The following is a 22,694-nucleotide window of genomic DNA, read 5'->3' as shown; positions in this document are numbered from 1 at the left end:
CACAAAAGGAATTCATTGTTTAGCTTAATGGGATCAATATGCTAGAATTAAAACGACTCCGAAAATTAAAAAAAGAACCTTATAGTGAGTTTGTTAAGGTAAAAGATTTAAAACCCCGTGATATTGAAAAGATGTTCAATATTTACAGTAACTATTATTCAAATACAGTCTTTGAAATTTTTGAAAGAGACCTTCTGGAAAAGACTGGTGTGTTTATCATTCGAGAACCCAAAAAAGATTTTTTAGTGGGTTTCTCAACTGTAATGGAGCGAAATTTTACCGTGAATGGTAAAACTGCCCATGCTTTTTTTAGTGGTGATACCATTATTGAGGAGGCGTATTGGGGTAGTCGAGCATTACAACGTGCGATGTTTCGTTATGTAATGACCTTCAAATTACGTCATACGGGGGTACCGATCTATTGGATGCTGATCTCAAAGGGCTTTAAGACCTACTTACTTCTTGCAAATAATTATTATCACTATTATCCAAATCCAGAAAATAAAGATGAATATTTAAAAGATTATGTTGAAGCGTATTGTCGTGAGTATTTTGCAGAATACTATGATGATGAATCAAAGCTGATTGATTTTGGAGAAAACTATCAGTGTCTGAAACCTGATGTGGCCCCAATAACAGAAGAAATGCGCCAGAAAAATCGTAAAATTGAGTTTTTTGAGGAATGCAATCCATCTTGGGTTCAAGGTACTGAATTACCGTGTATTGGTGAGCTGCGTTGGGTTGATATTTTGCAAACAGCGGTAAGGTTTGTGAAAAAATCATCGCTCAAAAAAAATAAGTCGAATCTGAATAAAGATAAATTATCTAAATCGGCTCAAACCAAAGATCAAGATCAAGATTCTAAGGTGGCCTAATGTCTGTGATATTTGCAGCTCATCAAGTTTTAAATTTGGCCTGTAAAAAATCATTTAAAGACTTTTATCAATACGCTGATCAATTGGAAAAAGTTCAGCGTGATAAATTAAAAGTTATATGTGATGATCCAAAGATGGAATATGAGTCGTTTGCTCAACATTTTCCAGTAACACGTTATGCTGATTGGAAGCAGAAAGTTGAAGCATCACGTAATCAAGGCGTAAATTTACTTAATAAAAGTAAAATTATCCGATTCCAGCCTACAAGTGGTTCAAGTGAAGCACTCAAATTTATTCCATATACCCAACAATTTTTAGATGAAATAGATCAGGCGATTGGTTTATGGCTCACGAGTTTATATCGTCGTTATCCTGAACTAAAACGTACAACTCACTATTGGTCTGTATCTTGGTTGCCTGAAAGCCAGCGTCAACTGACGACCACTCATAATTTAAATGATGATAGTGCCTTACTTTCTTTTTCAAAACGAATTTTAACTCAAATTACGCAGGCCGTGCCTGCTGACATTGCTTTGGCAGAAACTGCTGAAGATGCGATGTTCGCTACGGCTGTATATTTAGTCAGAGATGAAAATCTCGGCATGATTTCAGTGTGGAGCCCAACTTTTGCACTGCAACTGATCGAAATTATCCAAGAAAATAAGAGTGAAATCGTTGAGGTTTTATCGACTGGTCAGTGGAGTCGTCAAAGTTTAGATTTTTTAAAAATAAAAAAATCAGTAAAACGTAGCCAGATTCTAGAACGATTAGATTTGGAAGATCCGACTTGTTGGAAAAAATTGTGGCCAAAGCTATTTTTAATTTCATCTTGGGATACCGCAAGCGCACAGCACTGGGCACAAATTTTAAAAACCAAAATTAAGGGTGTAAGTTTTGAAGGTAAAGGGCTTTGGGCCACTGAAGGCGTAGTGACTATACCTTTAGATGATCATTATCCCTTGATGTATCAAGCTCATTTTTATGAGTTTCAAGATTTAGATACTCAGCAAATTTATCCTGCTTGGCAGCTTAAACCAGGTCAAATCGTGAGTCCGATTATTACGACAGGGTCTGGCCTAAAACGCTACATTATTGATGATGAATTATTGGTTGATTCTTTTTATCAGGGCATTCCGTGCTTTAAATTTCTCGGTCGAAAGATGACAGTTGATTTGGTCGGAGAAAAGATTGATCAATCTGTTGCTTTGAGTGTGATCGATACATTTAAACAAAACGGTTTTTTACCCATTAGTTTACTCGGTATAGAACAGACCGAATCGAAACCTTATTATGTTTTGCTTTCTGAGGGTAGTGTGAGTGGGCAGCCGTCCGATCAACAGTTAGATCAATTGCTAAAACAAAATTTTCACTATGAGTTGGCACGTAATTTAGGGCAATTAGATGAAGCACGCGTGATGCATGTGGAAGATGCATGGCATGAATATAAGACAATCGCAATGCGCAATGGCATGATTGAGGGGAATATCAAGCCAGAACCGTTGAAGAAAATGAAATTTATTTAAGAATTTAAAAATGACAGAGCAAAATTTACTATATCGATCAAAAATCTCGCCTGAATTTTATCTACGTTATGCTGCGGAGCAAGATGATCCTCAATTGATTGAGCTGATTTCTGAAAGTATGCCGAGTAACGGTATGGTGATTTCATTTGAGCGGAAACCGAGTTATTTTCGGGCTACACATGCACAATATAATAAGCCTGAAATTTTGGTTGTCGTACATCAAGATCAGCCTGATCAAATTATTGCCATGATGAACATCGGTTGGAAATCGTATTGGATCAATGGCGTCACTGAACAATTACGCTATGTATCAGATTTACGAATCAAACTTACAGCTCGGGGTAAAAAAGCGTTTAATGTATTTATGGAATACATTTTTGAATGTTTCCCTCGTGAAATTATCTTCCAGAGTGTGATTTTAGAAGATAATAAAGTAGCTCGTAATATGATGCATCGTGAAAGAGAAGGATATGCTTTACCTTATATCTTTGATTCGATGACCACTTTTACCATTTCTAAGGTGCCTAAGTTTAAGCAGTCTGCTGAACTTCGCCTTGAAACAATGACCATAGATAAGATTGATGCGGTCAATGGTTTTATACAAGAAATGGCTTCCCATTATAATTTTTTACCTGATTATGACTTTAGACAGTTATTGGAAGCTAATCATCCTTTTTGGTATGGGCTGAGATTAGAAGACTTTCATTTAGTGCTCAATTCAGATCATAAAATCGTAGGTTTATTTGGTTTGTGGGATCAAAAAGATTTCAAACAAACTAAAGTGGCGAGTTATTCTACAACGTTAAAACTGTTAAAACCTGTCTATAACACTTATGCTCGAATTACTGGACAGTTAACGCTTCCCGAAGAAGGGCAATCCTTTGATTATCTCATGACGCATAGTTTCCTCTGTGATCCAAGTGCGTTAGACGTACTAAAGTTTATGCTGACCAAAGTAAATACATTGGTGAAAGCTCAGGGTAAAACATCATTTTGTGTGACTGTGGTTGAGAATGACCCACGTAAGCAAGTTCTAGAGCAGTGTTCATCACATAAAATGAAAGCAGTTCACACGCTTCATAGTTATGAAAGTAAACCCTATGACGTGATTGATCGTTCTAAATACTCTTACTTTGAAGTGAGTCGTATTTAAGAATATGGTGCGTTCATCGGAATGCGAGTGAACGCACTTGATTAGCTGTAATTAATAAATATATAAATAAAATTACAATAATAATTCTCGAGATAAAAAATGGAATTCATAAGTGTTACTTTTCGACGGTCAATTTTAATTTCTTGCATGCTGATGTGTGGTTTCCAATGGGCAACTGCACAGCAATTAGATGAATCTGAACTCATCGAACAGCAAGTGATTGATCAGAATTTGAATGAAAATTTAGTGCAAGAATTAAAAAAAGAAGTATCACAGAGCGCTGAGGTACAAATACAAAATCAACAACATTTGGCTCAGACTCAAGCAGAAGAGTTTAATCAGAAGCAATTGGTTTCAAATGCAGTTTCTGATTTTGAATTGAGCAAAAAAGCAGATCCAGAGCAGATTAGCAAAACCATTAAACCACTGACGTATTATCCTTATGATACGCTACCACGCACTGTCTATGTTTCAACAGATCCAACCATTATTGTGACAAAGGAATATTCACCTTCAAAAAATTTAAAAAAATAAAAAAAGGGCAAACGAATTGCCCTTTTTTTTATTGGTCCAGCTCTCTAGTCATTAGGCTTGAAGGTGTCTAATTTTCCATGAACGATGAATTTTAGTATTACGTTTAAAGTCTAGACCAATTGTTTCATGGGTGAGTTCTTCAATGTCATAAAACGCTTTGATTTCGTCGTCTAATTCGAAACCACGATAGTTATTTGAGAAATACAGCGTACCACCAGTGGTTAAACGATTCATTGCACGTTTAATCAGGGATAAGTGATCACGTTGAACGTCAAACGTACCATGGAATTTTTTAGAGTTCGAGAACGTTGGCGGATCGATAAAGATTAAGTCATATTGTTCATGACCTTCTTTTAACCATTCAAAACAATCGCTGGCAAAGAACTGGTGTTGTTGGTCAGCATGATCAACCGTTAAACCATTTAAGACAAAGTTTTCTTTAGACCAGTTCAAATAAGTATTTGAAAGGTCGACACTGGTCGTGCTCGCAGCACCACCTAACGCAGCATGTAAACTTGCAGTTGAGGTATAACTGTATAGATTAAGGAAATGTTTACCTTTTGCTTCAGCAGCGATGCGTAAGCGAATTTGGCGATGGTCGAGGAAAAGGCCAGTATCCAAATAATCTGTGAGGTTAACCAAAATTTTCGCTTTGCCTTCTTGAACGATAAAGCGTTTAGAGGCAGTACTTTGTTTTGTGTATTGGTTTTTACCTTCCTGACGAGCACGAGTCTTGATAAAAATGGCATCGCGACCTAAACCTGTGACAGCACGGATAGCTTGTAAAGCAAGATTAAAACGTTTTTTCGCTTTTTCAGGATCGATTGATTTTGGTGGGGCATATTCTTGAACATGCAATCGGTCACCATATAGATCTACGGCGACATTGAAGTCTGGTAGATCAGCATCATAAATTCGCAAACAATAGATATTTTCTTTTACTGCCCATTTTTTCAAATTCTGCATATTCTTTTGCAGGCGATTTGTAAAATCTTCAGCACCTTCAATTTTATCGAATTGAAGTGGTTGCCAATTGGCTAAGAAAGGTTGTGTCACAACAGGCGGCTTAATCTTACCTGAGCGAATATAAATAGGTAGCTTACCATTCATTAAGCGAAGTGTTTGAGTTTCGCTAAATGCCAACACGTCTGCTTGTTCAATTTGAGCTGCAATAACTGCGGCAGTTTGGTTGGCAAAGTTCTTTTGAAGTAAGCCAGATAGACCAAGATAGAATGAACGGCTAGAGCCTTTATCACCAAGACGCTCACCATAAGGTGGGTTGGTGACAACGACCACAGATTTACCTTCTGCCTTAAAATCTGGCCAATCAGAAAGGGTGCGCTCTTCTATTTGAATTTGATCTAGCAATGCCTCAAATCCTGCAGCGCGGATATTATTTTTGGTTGCTTTTACTGCTTCCCAATCTGCGTCAAAGGCATAGAATTTTGGAAGCGGTTTTTCTAAGGCAACTTTGTGACGTTCCGCAGCTTCACCTTTAATTTGCATCCAAAGATCATGATCATGACCATTCCAGCCATTAAAGCCGAAACGACGAACCAAACCAGGAGCACGGTCAGTTAACATCATCAAAGCTTCAATAATGAATGTTCCTGAACCACACATTGGATCAAGAACAATATCTGGATTCTTTTCAATTAATTTTGCATGTTGAAGGATGGCTGCAGCCAAGTTTTCTTTGATGGGTGCATCAGTCATATAGTGGCGATAGCCACGTTTATGCAATGAATCACCAGACAAATCTAAACAAAAAGTATGTTCTTTCTTACCAGCCAAAGCATAAATGGTAATTTCTGGTTGTTTGATATCGATGCTTGGACGTTTACCGACAGCCTCCATGAAGGAATCTACGATACCGTCTTTTACACGTAATGTGGCGAATTGGCTATTGACCTTGATCTCACGTTCAACATGTAAACGCACAGCAAATGTACTTTGAGGTGCAAAAATAAGCGACCAGTCAAAACTATTTGCACCTTCGTAGAGTTCTTCAGCTACATCGCGTGCATCGTGAGTAAATTCAACTTCAAACGTATGAATAGGCGTCAAAACACGTGATGCAAGACGAGACCACATACAAATGCGGTAGGCATCAGCCAATTGACCTTTGAAAACCAATCGCCCAGGGAAACGTTCAACGTTTTGTACTCCTAAACCTTCAATTTCTTCTTGAAGTAAGGTTTCAAGCCCATCTGCACAGGTAACCCAATATGTAGAAAGACGAGGTTTAGAATTCATGAACATTCCCAAAGACAAATAAAGCAATCGCATATTTTAACTTATTTTTGATTTTAAAACTGCTTTAATGCGCTGATACAACCATTTTAAAAATAATTTAAATTTAAAGATTGATTGAAACTGGTTGATATAGCCCCATAAAACTAAAAAAACACTAAAAGATAAAAAATATGCTGGCTTTAATTTTCTCTATGTTTACTTTTTCATTATCGATGTCTATCTCTCCTGGACCTGTTAATTTAACTATTCTCAGTAGCAGTATGAACTTTGGTGTTCGAAAAACTTTTGCTTTTATTTCAGGTGCTACCATTGGATTTACTGCTTTACTTGCAGCAGTTTGCTTTGGTTTATATCAGATTATTTTATTGTATCCGGTTCTTTTGGATGCTATTGCGCTGTTAGGAACGGCTCTATTGGTTTGGATTGGCTGGAATATTTTAAGTGCTAAAGGCGAGAAAATTCAAACGGATCAACAAGATCTAGAGAAAATTCCAAATTTTACGCAAGGTGCTTTAATGCAGTGGCTGAATCCAAAAGCTTGGATTGCCGCTGTTTCAGGTACAGCTCTATTTTCAGCTTCAGAGAATAGTGTTTATTTAGCGCTTTTTGTTTTGATTTATTTTATGGTCTGCTATGTCTCTTTATGGCTTTGGGGATATGCAGGGGAAAAATTGGCTCAGTTTCTTAATGTGGGAAATCGAGCAAGAATTTTTAATATTTGGATGGGATTGATTTTAATCTTTATTTCACTTCAGATGTGTTGGGCGCATTTTTATGGTTAAATTGAATCAATAAAAATGCCAAAAAAATAACCATATGAAAAAAATCGCTTTAATATTGAGTCTGTTTTTTCTCTTTCAAGGGCAAATATACGCACAAATTTCAACACATGCGTTATGGAACGCCGAAAAGACCTTAGCGATTGACACTCAAAAACAAGATAGAAAGAACAAAATCACAATTTATATGCAATTTGGACAAGATTTACTAGAAGAAATTGATATTAGTCAAGTTGAAGGAATGAATTTGGGGAAGTTGGGTCTTTATCGTTCTAATTATTATGATCGAATTGAAACAACACCTATCGCATGGATCAATCGTGATGATGGAAAGTTTCAGGTGGATATACAGACACGTGTTTGGAAAAATGGGCAGAGACAGACAGTGAAAGAATCTGTTGTTTTTGATAAAGATGGAATATTCTATTGGCGTTGAATTTACTCATGTTATCAATCTCGTTGAATCTAAACTACAGCGCCTATAAATTTAAAAAAGGGGTAATGTCCATATTTTTAGATATTGAAAGATCATGAAAAAAAGTATCATGTAAACTTATAAAAATTAAATTTTTTAAAAACTTATTGCTAAATAGGATGAAACCTAAACCAATATTTTCGGTATTTATCTAATGGCTTTCTTTAGAAGAAGGAGGAAAGGACCATATTCCGAAAGGTGGGATTTATTATTCAACGACACAAATCAATCATTAATTTACTCAAGTTAGTGCCTAGTGATTGAAATAGACACCAATAATGTACAAGTTGCTAGAATGCAATATCTGATACCTGATGTACCAATAAAAATTGCAGTTGGAGATATACTTCCATTATTGGAAAGGTCTCGAATTGTTGCAAATATATGTATTAAGCGTGAATTATGGCAGCGTGGTTGTATTTGGAATAATTATATTTTTGAAATTTAATTGGTTTCTAGTTTTTAAAAAACTAATGTTTAAAAGTTAAACTGCGGTCAGAAAAGAATTTCTGTATAATACGTTAACTTAACGTATAAGGAATCTCTCATGCACTTCGCTGCATTGCATACACCGAGCCAGATTCAACTCAACCAAGATGGGAATCTCAAACACTTCCTCACCATCGAAGGCCTTTCAAAAGAAACTCTTACAAAAATATTGGACACTGCACAGTCCTTTTTTAATGACCAAAATCAGCTCATTACCAATAATATGCTTGAAGGCAAAACGGTAATGAATCTGTTTTTCGAAAATTCGACACGTACACGAACGACATTTGAAGCAGCGGCAAAACGTCTTTCTGCCAACGTGCTCAATATTGATATTGCTCGCTCAAGTACTTCTAAAGGCGAAACACTGAGAGATACACTGTGGAATTTAGAAGCAATGGCGGCCGATATCTTTGTTGTTCGACATTCTTCATCGGGTGCTGCACATTTTATTGCGAAGGATGTTTGTCCAACTGTTGCGATTATCAACGCGGGTGATGGACGTCATGCGCATCCAACACAAGCAATGTTGGATATGCTTACGATTCGCCGTGAAACCAATAAAAAATTTGAAGATATTTCCATTGCGATCATTGGGGATATTAAACATTCACGAGTTGCACGTTCTGATGTGGCTGCATTGCAAACATTAGGTTGTAAAGATATTCGTGTGATTGCGCCGAATACGTTACTTCCTTATGGCTTCGATGAATATGGTGAAGGTGTTCGCCTATTTAACAATATGGAAGCTGGGATTAAGGATTGTGATGTCATCATTACTTTACGTATTCAAAATGAACGTATCGATTCACCTGCATTATCTTCACAAGCTGAATTTTACAAAATGTATGGTTTGAACAAAGAGCGTTTGGCTTTGGCCAAACCTGATTGTATCGTGATGCATCCAGGGCCGATGAATCGTGGTGTTGAGATTGATTCAAGTATTGCAGATGGTCCTCAATCAGTGATTTTGAATCAGGTGACCAATGGTATTGCGGTGCGTATGGCAGTTCTCGCGCTGGCGATGCAGGGTCAGTTACAAGAACAAGGTTTAATTGAAGCAGTTGCGGTATAAGGAATCAGTCATGTCTATTGTTAAAGTCGAAAATGTACGCGTCCTAGATCCAATTGCTCAAACTGATCAAATACAAACTATTTTTATTCAAGATGGAAAACGCATCGAAGCGACTTCAGATGTGCATGAAAGCATCGATGGGCAAGGCAAATGGTTGATGCCAACGATGGTTGATTTGTGTGCACGTTTACGAGAGCCAGGTCAACAACAACATGGAACGTTGAAATCTGAAGGTAAAGCAGCACGTGAAAATGGCATTTTACATGTATTTACCCCACCAGATTCAAAACCTATCGTTCAGGACAATGGTGCTTTAATTCATGGTCTTGTTGAAAAGGCAATGTTAGATGGCGGGATTTACCTTGAAGTGATAGGTGCACAAACACAAGGGCTTCAAGGAAATCAACCAGCCAACATGGCAGGTTTAAAAAAGGGTGGTTGTACTGCTGTATCAAATGCAAATGCACCTTTTGCGAATGACGATGTGGTGCTTCGTACGCTTGAATATGCTGCAGGTTTGAATTTAACTGTCGTATTCTATGCTGAAGAGCCTCAAATTGCGAAAGATGGCTGTGTGCATGAAGGCTTTATTGCTTCACGCCAAGGTTTACCAATGATTCCTGCTTTGGCAGAAACGGTCGCGATCGCAAAATATCTATTAATGATAGAGGCGACAAAAGTCCGCGCACACTTCGGATTACTGTCTTGTGGTGCTTCGGTTGAGTTAATACGTATCGCGAAGGAAAAAGGATTGCCAGTCACGTGTGATGTTGCAATGCATCAGTTACATCTTACGGAATCTTTAATTGATGGATTCAATTCCTTGGCACATGTACGTCCACCTTTGCGTTCAGAGTCTGATAAAGAGTTACTTCGTCAGGGAGTGAAATCTGGAGTAATTGACGCGATTTGTACGCATCATGAACCACTCAGTAGTTCTGCAAAAATGGCACCTTTTGCAGAGACTTTGCCAGGTTTTACTGCTTTTGATTCATATGTTCCTTTTGGAATCAAATTGATTGAAGAAGGTTTATTTAGTCCATTAGAGTGGGTTGAAAAAGTAACGAGTGCGCCAGCTGCTGTTGCACAAATGACTGAGACATGGAAAGCACAGGCTGGATGGGTGCTGGTTGATCCAGATTTGGAATGGACACTTGATAAATCTTCTATTATTTCTCAAGGTAAAAATACACCGTTGATTAATCAAAAAGTCAAAGGTAAGGTAATTCGTACTTTCATAAAATAATGTGAATTCAATCATTTAAAGGTCGATTAATATCGGCCTTTTTTATTTTGGATGATTGAATAATTCATGATTCAGTATATTTTATGAAGATCTGTATTTTTTAATAAAATTTAACTGAGAGCTTTAATAAGAATCAAAACAAAACCAATGAGGTTTGGTATCAAGAGCTTGAGTTTGATTGGGGGAGTAGCATGAAACTTCGGATGAAAACATTGACCACATTGTGCATGGTTGGTGCATTGTCAGGATGCCAACAAGTGTATTCAATCATGTATGCTTTTAATCGTTGTGATCAACCTGAAGTGCAATTAAAACTCGAACAAGTCATCCATAAAGACATCGCGAATATCTCAGCGACTCAACTCAAAAGTATTATAGAAAATGATCAAGTTATTATAGATGGTCAACTCTTACAGCGTAGTTTGAAACCAGTTCAATTTAAAATTGAAAACATTGATAAAATAAAGAAAATGAGATCCTCTGATCAGACGATGTGTACAGCAAGAGTCACTGCTGAACTACCATCAAATTATCTGACGGATGCTGATGTATCGCGCGCATTAAATCGAGAGTCAAATGTTTTAGAATCAGCTGCACTTTCTCAATTAAACTTTGAGAACAATCAGATTTCTACTGAGTTAAATTATAGTGTACGAATTTCAGAGCATGAAGTAACTGTACAATTGGTGAATGCACTACATTTCACCAGTTTTATGCAAAAAGTTCTAATAGATGCCCATTTAAAACCATCACGTTTGACGGCTTTAGTGTTAGATCGTCAAAAGAAACAAGCACTTTTAAATCAGCAAAATAAAACATCAGATGATTATCAATCCATTCTTATTGCTGAAGCACAACTTAAATTAGATCAAGCCAATGAGGATCTAAATTCTGTATGGAGTAGAGCTTCACTTCAAGCACGCCAAAAAATACAATACGAGCAAGAACTGTGGGCAAAAAAGCGTAATTTAGAATGTAAATTAAATAGTGAAGGCGCCGATAATCCTGAAGTTTTTCGATTGAATTGCGAAACAAATATGGCGATTAGTCGAACATCTGAATTACAGCAAAAAATTTTCACTCTAAGTTAGGCATTGATTAAACAGGGTTGTTGAGCGTTAGCTTTTACGCATCAAATTTTAAAAAAATAAAAATGTGATGGAGTTGTTGTTTTTTATTTGATTAAATATGTCAAAATTATAAATATGCGGTATAAAAAATGACGTATAAGATTAAATTGGCTTTGATTATCTCTACCATCTTCGTTGCAGGTTGTGATCTGAATAAGAAAAGCAAAGACACCTCACAGAATGTAGAAATTGCTGATTGGAGTTGTACTTCTCCTACGAATGTCAAAGAAATTGAACGCTTTGCGCAACAGGAATATAACAACATTTTAGATCGTCGTTTAAAAGCAACAGATCAGTATGAGTCAGATTTAAAATTACTTTCCCAAATCAACTCATCGCTTAGATTTGAACTCAAGTCGATTACAACAACGAGTGATCCTTCAAATGCAACAAACAAATTGACGTGTTCAAGCCAGTTGGTTATCCACCTGCCGAAGGGGCTTCAACGTCGTGCTGAAAATGCATACCTTGAAAAACCTTGCGAATACGAATGTGAACATGACGAAGGTAGTTATACGCTCCAACATTGGATTAATGATGTTCATGGCAATATCAGTTATGGGCAAGATAAGCTCACAGGCACTTTGAATTATGAGATTACCAAGACGGATAAAGAAGGTTTAATGCTGAGTGTGCAACCTGATAATGCATTGTTAGATATTGCTGCAAGTATGACGAGATATGCTGTTCAATTTGAAGCATTTCGTAAAGCAAATCAGAATGAATCAAAAGCTTACGAAGAGTATGAGGCTGTTCAACAAAAACAAAAGGCCTTGGCACTCAAAGCTATGCAATTGAGAAAATCTGATTTAGATAAAGAGCAAGCAAGAGCTGTCGAGCGACTTAATTTAACTTGGGATAATTTGAGCGGCGAACAAAAAGAGCAGCTAAAGAGCGATCAAACTGAATGGTTCGAACGTCGTGACGTGGACTGTAAAGTGGTCTCTCAAAAGTCAATTGAAAGTATCCCAGAAAAAGAACGCGAAACTTATCAGCAACATTATCAATATTGGGACAATGAAATGAATCAAATGAATGTTGAGATGCAATATTCTAAATGTTTCATTCAAAAGACCAATGAGAGAATTGTGTACCTAAACAATGTGTTTAATTAATTCATTACAATATAGCAAAAGGGCGAATTGATTCGCTCTTTTTTTATCGGCATGCTTAGGTATACAGAATATATGTGGAAGCGATATGCGTATTAGTGTGATTGGAGCAGGGCGCGTAGCTCATCATTTGGCTCAGGTATTGAGTCAGCATCATGAGATTGTCCAAGTGTTTAGTCGAGAGCAATCTAAAGCCAATTTGTTGGCGGCTTTAGTAAGAGCTAGACCATGCAATGCAATTGAAGATCTCGAAGACACTGTTGATATTGCATTATTGGTGGTGAGTGATAAGGCAATTGAAGAAGTTGCTGAAAAAGTTGCAAAACAGCTTCCTCAGGCTTTAATTGTACATACGTCTGGCAGTACCCATATCTCTAAAATCACGCAATATCATGAGCGTGCAGGTGTGTTCTATCCACTACAAACCTTTAGCTTTGAAAGTCAAATTGATTGGTTGAGTACGCCAATATTTGTTGAAGCGATGAGCGACCAGGATTTAGCATCCTTGACTCAAATGGCAAAAGAGTTGAGTCAAAAGGTTTATCAATATGACTCAACACAGCGCTTGAGTTTGCATTTAGCAGCTGTCTTCGCGTGTAACTTTACCAACTACTGCTATGACGTCGCTAAGCAGCTCGTAGATGCACAAAAAGTCGATTTTAATTTATTGTACCCATTGATTTTGGAAACTGCGAAAAAAGCGACTTTAAATCCCCCAAAACAGGTGCAAACTGGTCCAGCGATGCGTGGTGATCAAAACATTATCCATATGCATCAAGAGATGCTGGCGCAGGCTGGACGTACGGATTTAAGCCAAGTGTATAGTGTGGTGAGTGATCAAATTTATAAAAGACAATCAGAATAAAAAAACAGGACTTAAGTCCTGTTTTTTTATTATTGAATCTTTTTAAATAAGAAGTCGTTAATTTTATGGCCTTCTTCAATTCCACGACGTTCAAACTTAGTTTGAGGACGCCAGTCAGGACGAGGATAACTGTTACCTTTACCCGCCATATTTTCTAAACGAGGGCGGTTATCTAATACATCTAACATCCATTCTGCATAGGGTTCCCAATCGGTCGCAGCATGGAATGTTCCACCCATTTCAAGTTTTTCTTCAACTAAAGGCATACGATCGTGTGAGACGAAGCGACGTTTATGGTGACGTTTTTTCTGCCAAGGATCGGGGAAATAAAGTTGAATTGCATTGATACTGTTATCTGGCATTTCACGCAAAACTTGAATTGCATCCGCATCAAGTAAACGTAAGTTTGTCAAACCAGCCATACCCGCTTCATATACACATTGTGCAATGCCGGGAACATGTACTTCGATGCCGACATAATTGCGTTCAGGATTGGCTTTTGCCATAAGTACAAGAGAGCGCCCCATACCGAAACCGATTTCAACCGTCAATGGACGTTCAGGATGCTCAAATTGCTGACGTAAATCACCAACAGGATATTCCAAAATTAAGTGACCATATTGTTCAAGCGCAGTTCGTTGAGAAGTATTCAACGGAGATGAACGGCGCATAAATGTGACAATTTCGCGATGCTCGTTCAAGTTGTCTAATTCTACAACTTGCGGGTCTAATTGATCGTTCGACATAACTTTGGCAAATGAGAAAAAATTCGAATGCGGTATTTTAAGACCTGAGTCTCCTAAGTCAAACCTTTTTCTACCTGAAAGCACTACGTAGCTATCAATGATTTGTCGATCTATTCATGGACTTTTTCAAAATGTCATGAATTGTTCATCTACTTGTCATGCCTGTACACTAGGCTTGGAAAATAATATGAACAATGAATAAGACTTAAAATGAATAAAATAACGCTAAATAAATGGGTGTTCAATAAACTCACATTATCTTTATGTTTGATCGGATTTAGTTCAACGCCGTATGCTGAACTCATGATCAGCCAGTATGTGGATGGTAATAACAACAAGAAAGGTATTGAACTATACAATCCAGATGGAGGTGTTGTTGATTTATCCGCGTATCAATTAAAAATATTTCCGAATGGTCTAACCACCGCGAATTTGACGGTTAAGCTGCAAGGAACTTTAACAGCTCAGCAGCACTTTTTAATTGGACATTCAAATTTAAAAACTGAATTGGGTGAAGCAGTTCAGCAAACTGCTAACCTATCATTTAATGGCGATGATGCAATTGTTCTCTATAAAAACAATGTGGCTGTCGACCGTTTTGGTGCGATTGGAATACAGCAAAACTGGGCAACCGGTTTAAGCTTTGAACGTACAAAGAAAACACATGATGTCGTTTCGATAGATCCATCTGCACCCTTTGAAATTCAAAAAGAGTGGGCTAAATGGTCGGATCGCAATGCTTTTAACCAGTATTTAGCGATTAGTACAAATGAACCAATAGAGCCATCTCCGACGACTCTAAGTTGTAACTCTGCGAATACACCTATCGCTGAACTCTCACAAGCAGCTAAGAATCAAAACTATACTGTGAAGGGGGTGATTACTGCGGATTATCGTTATGCGAATGGATTCTCAGGTTTCTATATCCAAACCCCTGATGCCAAAGCAAAACCCGATCTAACTAACGCGATTTTTGTATATGCTCCTGCTTCAAGTCCTATAAAAGGAGGAAAAGTCGGAGAAGAAGTCGTTCTTAAAGGTCGATTAACTGAATATCAAAATCAGTTACAGATTGATAATTTATCCGAAAATATTTTAACTTGTAATCAAGCGGCAAGCGCTTGGATAACGCCATTATCAATCGAGTTACCATTTGAGAGTTTAACTAACGCGTCAGGGCATGCGCCAAAGCGTTATCAAGGTATGTTGGTTAAAATCCCTCAAACATTAACGGTAAGTGAAAATTACAATTATGGTCGCTACGGACAACTGTCATTAAGTCTAGGACGTTTGTTTATGCCGACCAATATTTATCCAGCTAAATCAGCAGAAGCAACGGCATTGGCGCAAAAAAATCTTTTGTCCAAAATTGAACTTGATGATGGATATAATGCACAAAATTTAACGCCTACACTGCCAAGTCAGTTTAGTGCTTTAAATACCCTACGTGCAGGTGATCAGTTAAATGCTGTTGAGGGTATTCTAGAATATCGATTTAATTCTTGGCGTATTCAACCTGTACAAGGTCGTACTCAAATCCAAATTAAAGCCAATAACCCGCGGCCACCAATGATTCAGAAAAATTCAAACCAAACCCGTGTCGTGGCTTTCAATGTTTTGAACTATGATAATGGTTTAAATGGTTTTCCAACTGAGCGAGGTGCTAGCAGCAAAGCTGAGTTTGAGAAGCAACATACCAAAATAGTCAGTGCAATGAAAGAAATCGATGCTGATGTATTTGGTTTAATGGAAATTGCGAATAATGGTTATGGTGAAAATAGTGCCATTGCATATTTAACACGAGCACTTGGATCGGAGTGGAAATATATCACTCCGCCAAATTCAAATCGATTAGGTGATGATGCGATTGCTGTTGCGATTATTTACAACAGTAAGCGTGTAAAACCTGTTAACGCTGCTGCAGTGTTTGATGACCAGTCACAAAGAAATCGAGTGACCCTTGCTCAAAGTTTTCAACCAGTGAGTGGCGGTAAAATCTTTACGGTTATTCCGAATCATTTGAAGTCTAAAGGAAGTTGTCCTTCAAATGATCAATCTGCTGATGCGGATCAAGGTGATGGTCAGGGGTGTTGGAATGCGACACGGGTTAAAGCGGTACAACAACTCATGCAGTGGATTGCAAAGAATCCAACGCAAATTACAGGTCATACGAATACGCTCTTGATTGGTGATTTAAATAGTTATGCAAAAGAAGATCCAATTTTGGCTTTAGAGCGTGCTAATTATACGAATGTACTGGCGGACAAGGTTGTAGGGCTCGGTGAACAGGCATATACCTATGTATTTGGTGTCGACAGTAACAAAGCTGGATTTGGTGGAGCAGGTAATTTGGATCATGCTTTAGCTGATGCTTCGCTATTTCCTGCGGTTAAGCGTGCATTTGTATGGCACATCAACGCTGATGAGCCAACGAATCTAGATTATAACGAAGAATTTAAGACTACAGAGCAGAAGTCGCTCTTTTATGCTGATCATGCATTTAGATCATCTGATCATGATCCAGTGATTGTCGACTTAGAGCTCAATAGCTCAACAAATGCTGAGCAGCCACAGCGTGACACTAAGTCAGGTGGTGGTTCGTTGAACTGGCTATCCATTTTAGGATTAAGCCTGTTAGCCTTGGTTGGTTGGAGACGCAGAAACCATTCCTAAAACTTAACAGTAAAAAAGAGCCATTTGGCTCTTTTTTTAAGTATTTGAGATACGTTCTATCAATGTTACGCTCGCTTGGTTTAGACCAATCACACGTACCTGAGTCCCTTGGGCTTCAAATTTAGCCACGACATTCGCTAACATATTGACAGAAGTGATGTCCCAAATATGAGCATAGCTGAGATCTATTTCTACTTGCTTGATATCTTCTTTGAAATCAAAAAATGCATAAAAAATTTCTGCGCTACTGAAAAATATTTGACCTTTCACCGTATAGTAGCGCACGTGATTTTCTAATTCAGATTGAACTTTTACTTCACTCTCGAGTTTATTAATGAGAAATAAGGCTGACAGAACTACACCAATCAATACGCCTAGAGCAAGGTTATGTGTTGCAAGAACAATCACCACGACAGTAAGCATGACAACATTACTTTGCACGGGATGTTTGCGGAAATTTTTTACTGAATCCCAATTAAATGTGGTGAACGCGACCATGATCATAATGGCGACTAAAGCAGCCATAGGAATATAAGCCAACCAATCTTTAAAGAAGACCACGAGACATAGCAAAAAAACACCAGCCACTAATGTCGATAATCTTGTTCTTGCACCTGAGCTGACATTGATGATGGATTGACCGATCATTGCACATCCAGCCATACCCCCCATAAAGCCACTTACCATGTTCGCGATCCCTTGACCGCGACATTCTTGATGACGATCTCCTTCAGACTCAGTCATTTCATCAATCACAGTCGTAGTCATCATGGTCTCAAGCAAACCAACTGTGGCGAGCGTGAGAGAGTACGGTAAAATAATAAGTAAAGTGTCGAGATTGAATGGAATTTCAGGAACTAAAAATACAGGCAAGGTATCTGGGAATGCACCTAAATCACTAACTGTTCTCATGTCAGCGCCAAGTAGAAGTGCCAATACACTGAGTACAATAATACACACTAATGGCGATGGTATGATTTTTCCGATTTTGGGTAAATAGGGAAATGCGTAAATGACCAATAAACCAATCGCTAAAAATATATAGCCTAAGCTATTCATTTGAGCAATTTCTGGAAATTGAGCGATAAAAATGAGAATCGCTAAAGCATTTAAGAAACCATAGACCACTGACTGGGAAACAAAACGCATGAGTTTTGCGACTTTGAGATATCCAGCGATAATTTGAATTACACCTGTCAGAATCGTAGCTGCCAATAAATATTGTAATCCGTGTTCTTTAACAAGAGTGATCATCAGCAGCGCCATCGCACCTGTAGCAGCCGAAATCATAGCAGTCCTACCACCAAAGAAGGCGATCGTAACAGCTATACAGAATGAGGCATATAGACCTACCTGAGGATCAACGCCAGCAATTGCCGAAAATGCGATTGACTCAGGAATCAAAGCTAAGCCTACGACTAAGCCTGCAAGTACGTCAGTTCGAATGTTAGAAAACCACTGATCTTTCTTTAAATAAATCACAATTTGCCTTTCACAAAGATGTAGCAGCGCTATGGTAAAACATCACACAAATAAAAGCTGAAAAAAGCTTGAAAATTAATTCAATCTGCACAATATTCATAAAGAGATCATCGATGTTTACGCTTGCTTGCAATTTAAAAAACAGTTCTTATTGAAAAAAAGCGTGAAGCAATTTAAAAATGATAGTAGTTAGATAACAAGGAAAAAGTATGAAGTTGTATTATTCGCCAGGTGCATGTTCACTCGCAGCGCATATTATTTTAAATGAAATTAATGTTGATTTTGATTTGGTTCGTGTTGATCTTAAAACTCATACCACTGAAAAAGGCGAAGATTACTTCGCAATTAATCCTAAAGGCTATGTGCCGGCGCTAGAAATTAATCCTGGCTTAATTTTAACGGAAAATGTCGCAATTTTACCATTTTTGGCACAGCATGATCCTGCTCAAGATTTAATTCCACCTTCTGGATTAGGTCGAGCAAAAGTACTGGAGTGGCTTGGTTATCTAAATTCTGAATTACACGATGCTTATGCAGTGTTTTTTGGTGCACCACTCACGGAAGATGCTAAACAAAAAGCGTATGCCGAAGTTGATCGTTTACTGACTTTCATTGATAAAACCATTGGTGAATCAAATAATGATTATTTGGTAGATGATAATTTTGGACCTGCAGATGCGTACTTATTTGTACTCACCAATTGGTCTAATCATATTGAACATGACTTGAGTCATTATAAAAATATTATTCATATACGCAATAAAGTTGCAGAGCGTCAGTCTGTACAGATTGCGATGCGAGATGAAGGATTGATTCCTTAACAGGTAAGGTTTCGTTCCGTTTATTTCGAGAGAGAGCCGAAAGGCTCTTTTTTTACTCTAAAATTTTCAAAGAAATTTCACAAATATTTTTCAGAAATAGAGAGCATTAAAAAGACAAATTTTTCATCATAATTCGTTTCAGATTCAGTGGTAATTCATTAAATAAGATATCGTTATTCATGATATTTTTTGAACTAAACATTATTTAAGTTGCTGATTTAAATCTGATATTTATATTTTGTATTTAAATCGTTGGACTAAAAAATGAGTTTGAAATTATATTCTTACAACGAATCAGGTAACAGTTATAAAGTACGTCTGTTAGCAGCATTATTGAAAGTGGATCTTGAAATTGTAGAACTAGATTATTTCAGTGATGAACAGCATAGTGAGAAATTTTTAAAAATTAATCCTAAAGGCGAAGTGCCAGCATTAGTAGATGGCGATATTGTTTTAACTGATTCTGCCGCAATTTTGGTGTATTTAGCAGGTAAATATTCAGATAAAAACACATGGTGGTCTGAAGATTTAGTAGAACAAGCTAAAATTGTAGATTGGCTTGCCTTTGCTGCCAGTTGGGTGCAATTCGGGGTTTTCAAGGCACGCGCGATATTGTCTTTCAAAGGTCCATACAATGGTTTGGGATTAGAAAGTACTGAGCAAACATTTAAAGAGGTGAAAATACGTGGTCACAAATCTTTGGCTATTTTAGATGGTGTGCTCAAAGACCGTGAATGGTTAGCGAATAATAGACCAACTATTGCGGATATCGCAGTGTTTGTCTATGTCGCGTTAGCACCTATGGGTGATATTTCTCTAGAGCCTTATCCAAACGTACGCGCTTGGATTGAAAGAATAAAAGATTTACCTAACTTTATCAAAATTGATGGATTGGATGATCCTTTGTATCGTCGAGTGAGTTAAGAAAAAACCCACTTTAAAAAGTGGGTTTTTTTTATTTAAAAAAGTATCCAGTTTCTGGAGAGCTTGCATTTGCCATACGTTTGCGTGGCATACGACCAGCAAGATAAGCCTCGCGTCCAGCTTCAACGGCTTTTTTCATAGCAGAAGCCATTAGAATCGGATTCTGTGCAGCAGCAATTGCAGTGTTCATGAGTACGCCATCACAACCTAATTCCATCGCAATAGCAGCATCACTAGCTGTACCAACCCCAGCATCCACCAATACAGGGACTTTAGCATTTTCTTTGATGATAGAAATGGTATGTGGATTAAGAATACCTAAACCAGAACCAATTAAACTCCCCAAAGGCATAATAGCGACACAGCCCATACTCTCAAGTTCTTGCGCGACGATAGGATCATCAGAGGTATAAACCATGATTTCAAAACCATCATCGATCAATGTTCTTGCAGCTTTTAAGGTTTCAGTAATATTAGGATAAAGCGTTTTTTCATCACCTAATACTTCAAGCTTGACTAAATTGTGACCATCTAAAAGTTCACGTGCGAGCATACAAGTGCGAATGGCACTATTGGCATCAAAGCAACCAGCTGTATTGGGAAGAATGGTGTATTTTTCCGGTGGAATCACTGAGAGTAGGTTAGGTTGATCTGGATTTTGACCAATGTTTACGCGACGGATTGCAACAGTAACGATCTCAGCACCACTGGCTTGGATTGCTAAGTCAGTTTCCTGCATATCCTTATATTTTCCAGTGCCCACTAATAGTCGTGAACTAAATGAACGTGATCCTATGATCAACGGACTATCTTCCATATTTACTCCGAGTTAACCACCGCCAACAGCATGAATTATTTCTATACGGTCAGCATCTGAAATAGGGGTATCTGCCAGTTTACTTTTTGAAATGATCATTTCATTTTTTTCAACAGCAAATCGTTTACCTTCTAGCGATAATTCTTGAACCAGTTCTAATAAGTTTTGGCATTGCGTTTGAATCGACTCGCCATTTAAAAAAATATTCATCAGATGACCTTCAAATTAATGTTGAATTTTGAATGCTTGCCATGCTAAAAGTAGCCAGCCAATAATCATCAATGCTCCACCAAGAGGTGTAATTGCCCCTAACCCGCGCGGGAGCCCTAAAGCCATGAGATATAGAGATCCACAAAATAAAATGATACCGAACTGGATGAAGATAAAGCTGAATTGAGTTGAAAAGTTTGGAATTATTTTTGGTATGAGTGCGAGTATTAATAATCCAATTGCATGATAAAAGAAATAATCAGTTGCAGTCTGCCACCATGTCAGTTGGGCTTCGGTTGCACGAGCTTTAAGGCCATGAGCGCCGAAAGCACCTAGCATTACGGCAAGTGCTAAATTAATGGCTGATATTGAGATCCACATCAGGTTATTCCCAATCGAAAATTGCGTCATACGATAACATACATGACGTACGATTTTTTTAAACTTGCATAGCGTAAATACAAAAAAAGAGCTTATAGCTCTTTTTTTGTAATCGTATTAATTTGATGACATGGCGATCTTGATCTTGTCCATGGCATTTTTTTCAAGCTGGCGAATACGTTCAGCGGATACATTATATTCGGCTGCTAGTTCATGCAACGTAGACTTATCATCATCTAACCAGCGGCGCTGTAAAATATTGCGTGAACGATCATCCAGCTGATCCATTGCTTCATGTAAAGCAGAGGTGCTCTGTGATTCATAATCTTCTTCCTCTGCTAAACGAGCAGGGTCATAACGATTATCCTCTAAGTAAAGCGCAGGAGCGACATGAACTGAGCTTTCATCATCTTCATCGGATTGAGCTTCGAAGGCTGCGTCATAAGCTGTTAAACGACCTTCCATTTCAAGAACTTGTTCAGCTGTTACATTTAAATCAGCCGCAATAGATTGTGCTTCCTCGAGCGTTAATTTCTTGCTCGATTTTTTTAAGCTTCTTAAGTTGAAGAACAGTTTACGTTGAGCTTTAGTTGTCGCAATTTTAACAATACGCCAGTTACGAATCACATATTCGTGGATTTCAGCTTTAATCCAATGTACTGCAAAAGAAACTAAGCGTACTCCCATATTGGGATCGAAGCGTTTTACGGCTTTCATCAAGCCTAAATTACCTTCTTGGATTAAATCGCCTTGAGGTAAGCCGTAACCTGCGTAACTGCGGGCAATATGCACAACAAAACGAAGGTGGGACATCACCAGCATTTTAGCTGCGTCTAGATCTTGGTCATAAAAATAACGTTCAGCTAACTCTTTTTCTTGTTCAGCTGTCAAAATAGGGATCTGATTTACAGTACTAATGTAAGCACCTAAATTGACCCCGGGCGCAGACAATGACAGGGGCATCAATTGATTGCTGCTGTCAGTCATGAGTACTCCTTATAGGAAAATAGTTTAAAAAACCAATTACATTCATCTTAATCCTTATAGCATACAGAATTAAGCGGATTTGGGTAGTGAAATGTAAATTTAAATACAATATTTATCCATGATTAATTTAGATGAAAACAC

21 protein-coding genes are annotated in these 22,694 nt (G+C 37.8%); 14 read left to right on the top strand and 7 right to left on the bottom strand.

What is annotated here, in order from left to right:
* The first annotated feature begins 38 nt into the window (after positions 1–38).
* The 4 genes from AC1M9J_RS00940 to AC1M9J_RS00925 all read left to right on the top strand — a co-directional run bounded on the left by AC1M9J_RS00940 (position 39) and on the right by AC1M9J_RS00925 (position 4,085).
* Entirely contained in the window at positions 39–875 is an 837-nt protein-coding gene (locus AC1M9J_RS00940) for a hypothetical protein (protein WP_481588431.1), read from the top strand.
* Positions 875–2,398: a GH3 family acyl-acid amido synthetase gene (locus AC1M9J_RS00935; RefSeq protein WP_481595508.1), complete on the top strand. Its 1,524-nt coding sequence runs from the start codon at positions 875–877 to the stop codon at positions 2,396–2,398. The genes AC1M9J_RS00940 and AC1M9J_RS00935 overlap by 1 nt, the downstream gene beginning before the upstream one ends.
* Positions 2,399–2,408: 10 nt before the next feature.
* Complete coding sequence (locus AC1M9J_RS00930) at positions 2,409–3,551, top strand: GNAT family N-acetyltransferase (protein WP_481595507.1); 1,143 nt, start codon at positions 2,409–2,411, stop codon at positions 3,549–3,551.
* Between the two features lie 147 nt (positions 3,552–3,698).
* Positions 3,699–4,085, top strand: a complete 387-nt coding sequence (locus AC1M9J_RS00925) for a hypothetical protein (RefSeq protein WP_481951700.1) — start codon at positions 3,699–3,701, stop codon at positions 4,083–4,085.
* A gap of 51 nt (positions 4,086–4,136) precedes the next feature.
* On the opposite strand, the gene rlmKL is transcribed toward AC1M9J_RS00925, so the two are convergent.
* Positions 4,137–6,341 (bottom strand): bifunctional 23S rRNA (guanine(2069)-N(7))-methyltransferase RlmK/23S rRNA (guanine(2445)-N(2))-methyltransferase RlmL, encoded by a 2,205-nt coding sequence (gene rlmKL / locus AC1M9J_RS00920; protein ID WP_481589786.1) that lies wholly within the window; start codon positions 6,339–6,341, stop codon positions 4,137–4,139.
* A gap of 170 nt (positions 6,342–6,511) precedes the next feature.
* On the opposite strand from rlmKL, the gene AC1M9J_RS00915 reads away from it, so the two are divergent.
* The 7 genes from AC1M9J_RS00915 (at position 6,512) to AC1M9J_RS00885 (ending at position 13,512) form a co-directional block, all read left to right on the top strand.
* Positions 6,512–7,123: a LysE family translocator gene (locus tag AC1M9J_RS00915; RefSeq protein ID WP_481613740.1), complete on the top strand. Its 612-nt coding sequence runs from the start codon at positions 6,512–6,514 to the stop codon at positions 7,121–7,123.
* Between the two features lie 34 nt (positions 7,124–7,157).
* Positions 7,158–7,556 carry a hypothetical protein gene (locus AC1M9J_RS00910; RefSeq protein WP_179998337.1) on the top strand — a complete coding sequence of 133 codons (399 nt, stop codon included), beginning with the start codon at positions 7,158–7,160 and terminating at the stop codon, positions 7,554–7,556.
* A 586-nt stretch (positions 7,557–8,142) separates the two neighbouring features.
* A complete protein-coding gene (locus tag AC1M9J_RS00905) occupies positions 8,143–9,159 on the top strand; it encodes an aspartate carbamoyltransferase catalytic subunit (protein WP_092766128.1) in 1,017 nt (338 codons plus the stop codon).
* 10 nt (positions 9,160–9,169) lie between these two features.
* Positions 9,170–10,405: a dihydroorotase gene (locus AC1M9J_RS00900; protein WP_481586674.1), complete on the top strand. Its 1,236-nt coding sequence runs from the start codon at positions 9,170–9,172 to the stop codon at positions 10,403–10,405.
* Positions 10,406–10,596: 191 nt separating this feature from the next.
* Positions 10,597–11,496 (top strand): lysozyme inhibitor LprI family protein, encoded by a 900-nt coding sequence (locus AC1M9J_RS00895; protein WP_481589789.1) that lies wholly within the window; start codon positions 10,597–10,599, stop codon positions 11,494–11,496.
* A 128-nt stretch (positions 11,497–11,624) separates the two neighbouring features.
* The gene (locus tag AC1M9J_RS00890; RefSeq protein WP_035265899.1) at positions 11,625–12,650 is read left to right on the top strand and encodes a lysozyme inhibitor LprI family protein; all 1,026 of its coding nucleotides are present in this window, start codon (positions 11,625–11,627) and stop codon (positions 12,648–12,650) included.
* Positions 12,651–12,735: 85 nt separating this feature from the next.
* Positions 12,736–13,512 (top strand): Rossmann-like and DUF2520 domain-containing protein, encoded by a 777-nt coding sequence (locus AC1M9J_RS00885; RefSeq protein ID WP_092766132.1) that lies wholly within the window; start codon positions 12,736–12,738, stop codon positions 13,510–13,512.
* A 29-nt stretch (positions 13,513–13,541) separates the two neighbouring features.
* On the opposite strand, the gene trmB is transcribed toward AC1M9J_RS00885, so the two are convergent.
* The gene (gene trmB, locus AC1M9J_RS00880) at positions 13,542–14,258 is read right to left on the bottom strand and encodes a tRNA (guanosine(46)-N7)-methyltransferase TrmB (protein ID WP_035265903.1); all 717 of its coding nucleotides are present in this window, start codon (positions 14,256–14,258) and stop codon (positions 13,542–13,544) included.
* A gap of 210 nt (positions 14,259–14,468) precedes the next feature.
* Here trmB and AC1M9J_RS00875 point away from each other — a divergent pair, with 210 nt between their 5' ends.
* Positions 14,469–16,931: an ExeM/NucH family extracellular endonuclease gene (locus AC1M9J_RS00875; protein ID WP_481591221.1), complete on the top strand. Its 2,463-nt coding sequence runs from the start codon at positions 14,469–14,471 to the stop codon at positions 16,929–16,931.
* Positions 16,932–16,967: 36 nt separating this feature from the next.
* Here the strand turns inward: AC1M9J_RS00875 and AC1M9J_RS00870 are convergent, their stop codons facing one another.
* Entirely contained in the window at positions 16,968–18,413 is a 1,446-nt protein-coding gene (locus AC1M9J_RS00870; protein WP_481951699.1) for a SulP family inorganic anion transporter, read from the bottom strand.
* A gap of 209 nt (positions 18,414–18,622) precedes the next feature.
* On the opposite strand from AC1M9J_RS00870, the gene AC1M9J_RS00865 reads away from it, so the two are divergent.
* Together AC1M9J_RS00865 and AC1M9J_RS00860 are read left to right on the top strand one after the other, a co-directional pair.
* Positions 18,623–19,234, top strand: a complete 612-nt coding sequence (locus AC1M9J_RS00865; RefSeq protein ID WP_180027603.1) for a glutathione binding-like protein — start codon at positions 18,623–18,625, stop codon at positions 19,232–19,234.
* Between the two features lie 264 nt (positions 19,235–19,498).
* Positions 19,499–20,158, top strand: coding sequence for a glutathione S-transferase family protein (locus tag AC1M9J_RS00860; protein ID WP_481951698.1), 660 nt, complete (start codon positions 19,499–19,501; stop codon positions 20,156–20,158).
* A gap of 31 nt (positions 20,159–20,189) precedes the next feature.
* Here AC1M9J_RS00860 and AC1M9J_RS00855 read toward each other — a convergent pair whose 3' ends face one another.
* From AC1M9J_RS00855 to rpoH, 4 genes are all read right to left on the bottom strand, one after another.
* Positions 20,190–20,975 carry a thiazole synthase gene (locus AC1M9J_RS00855; RefSeq protein ID WP_092766137.1) on the bottom strand — a complete coding sequence of 262 codons (786 nt, stop codon included), beginning with the start codon at positions 20,973–20,975 and terminating at the stop codon, positions 20,190–20,192.
* 12 nt (positions 20,976–20,987) lie between these two features.
* A complete protein-coding gene (gene thiS / locus AC1M9J_RS00850) occupies positions 20,988–21,185 on the bottom strand; it encodes a sulfur carrier protein ThiS (protein WP_035265912.1) in 198 nt (65 codons plus the stop codon).
* Between the two features lie 15 nt (positions 21,186–21,200).
* On the bottom strand, positions 21,201–21,566 hold the full coding sequence (locus AC1M9J_RS00845) for a DUF423 domain-containing protein (protein WP_035265913.1): 366 nt from the start codon (positions 21,564–21,566) through the stop codon (positions 21,201–21,203).
* Positions 21,567–21,683: 117 nt separating this feature from the next.
* Entirely contained in the window at positions 21,684–22,553 is an 870-nt protein-coding gene (gene rpoH / locus AC1M9J_RS00840) for an RNA polymerase sigma factor RpoH (protein ID WP_035265916.1), read from the bottom strand.
* Positions 22,554–22,694 lie beyond the last annotated feature (141 nt).

The organism is Acinetobacter sp. ANC_7588, assembly GCF_056783995.1.
The sequence above is the reverse complement of the archived record's forward strand: the minus strand, read 5'-3'. Positions and strand labels throughout refer to the sequence as shown.

What these genes read in the sequence shown, in the direction of transcription:
- AC1M9J_RS00940 (WP_481588431.1), top strand. Translation starts at nt 39, where the DNA reads ATGCTAGAATTAAAACGACTCCGAAAATTAAAAAAAGAACCTTATAGT.
- AC1M9J_RS00935 (WP_481595508.1), top strand. Translation starts at nt 875, where the DNA reads ATGTCTGTGATATTTGCAGCTCATCAAGTTTTAAATTTGGCCTGTAAA.
- AC1M9J_RS00930 (WP_481595507.1), top strand. Translation starts at nt 2,409, where the DNA reads ATGACAGAGCAAAATTTACTATATCGATCAAAAATCTCGCCTGAATTT.
- AC1M9J_RS00925 (WP_481951700.1), top strand. Translation starts at nt 3,699, where the DNA reads ATGCTGATGTGTGGTTTCCAATGGGCAACTGCACAGCAATTAGATGAA.
- rlmKL (WP_481589786.1), bottom strand. Translation starts at nt 6,341, where the DNA reads ATGAATTCTAAACCTCGTCTTTCTACATATTGGGTTACCTGTGCAGAT.
- AC1M9J_RS00915 (WP_481613740.1), top strand. Translation starts at nt 6,512, where the DNA reads ATGCTGGCTTTAATTTTCTCTATGTTTACTTTTTCATTATCGATGTCT.
- AC1M9J_RS00910 (WP_179998337.1), top strand. Translation starts at nt 7,158, where the DNA reads ATGAAAAAAATCGCTTTAATATTGAGTCTGTTTTTTCTCTTTCAAGGG.
- AC1M9J_RS00905 (WP_092766128.1), top strand. Translation starts at nt 8,143, where the DNA reads ATGCACTTCGCTGCATTGCATACACCGAGCCAGATTCAACTCAACCAA.
- AC1M9J_RS00900 (WP_481586674.1), top strand. Translation starts at nt 9,170, where the DNA reads ATGTCTATTGTTAAAGTCGAAAATGTACGCGTCCTAGATCCAATTGCT.
- AC1M9J_RS00895 (WP_481589789.1), top strand. Translation starts at nt 10,597, where the DNA reads ATGAAACTTCGGATGAAAACATTGACCACATTGTGCATGGTTGGTGCA.
- AC1M9J_RS00890 (WP_035265899.1), top strand. Translation starts at nt 11,625, where the DNA reads ATGACGTATAAGATTAAATTGGCTTTGATTATCTCTACCATCTTCGTT.
- AC1M9J_RS00885 (WP_092766132.1), top strand. Translation starts at nt 12,736, where the DNA reads ATGCGTATTAGTGTGATTGGAGCAGGGCGCGTAGCTCATCATTTGGCT.
- trmB (WP_035265903.1), bottom strand. Translation starts at nt 14,258, where the DNA reads ATGTCGAACGATCAATTAGACCCGCAAGTTGTAGAATTAGACAACTTG.
- AC1M9J_RS00875 (WP_481591221.1), top strand. Translation starts at nt 14,469, where the DNA reads ATGAATAAAATAACGCTAAATAAATGGGTGTTCAATAAACTCACATTA.
- AC1M9J_RS00865 (WP_180027603.1), top strand. Translation starts at nt 18,623, where the DNA reads ATGAAGTTGTATTATTCGCCAGGTGCATGTTCACTCGCAGCGCATATT.
- AC1M9J_RS00860 (WP_481951698.1), top strand. Translation starts at nt 19,499, where the DNA reads ATGAGTTTGAAATTATATTCTTACAACGAATCAGGTAACAGTTATAAA.
- AC1M9J_RS00855 (WP_092766137.1), bottom strand. Translation starts at nt 20,975, where the DNA reads ATGGAAGATAGTCCGTTGATCATAGGATCACGTTCATTTAGTTCACGA.
- thiS (WP_035265912.1), bottom strand. Translation starts at nt 21,185, where the DNA reads ATGAATATTTTTTTAAATGGCGAGTCGATTCAAACGCAATGCCAAAAC.
- AC1M9J_RS00845 (WP_035265913.1), bottom strand. Translation starts at nt 21,566, where the DNA reads ATGTGGATCTCAATATCAGCCATTAATTTAGCACTTGCCGTAATGCTA.
- rpoH (WP_035265916.1), bottom strand. Translation starts at nt 22,553, where the DNA reads ATGACTGACAGCAGCAATCAATTGATGCCCCTGTCATTGTCTGCGCCC.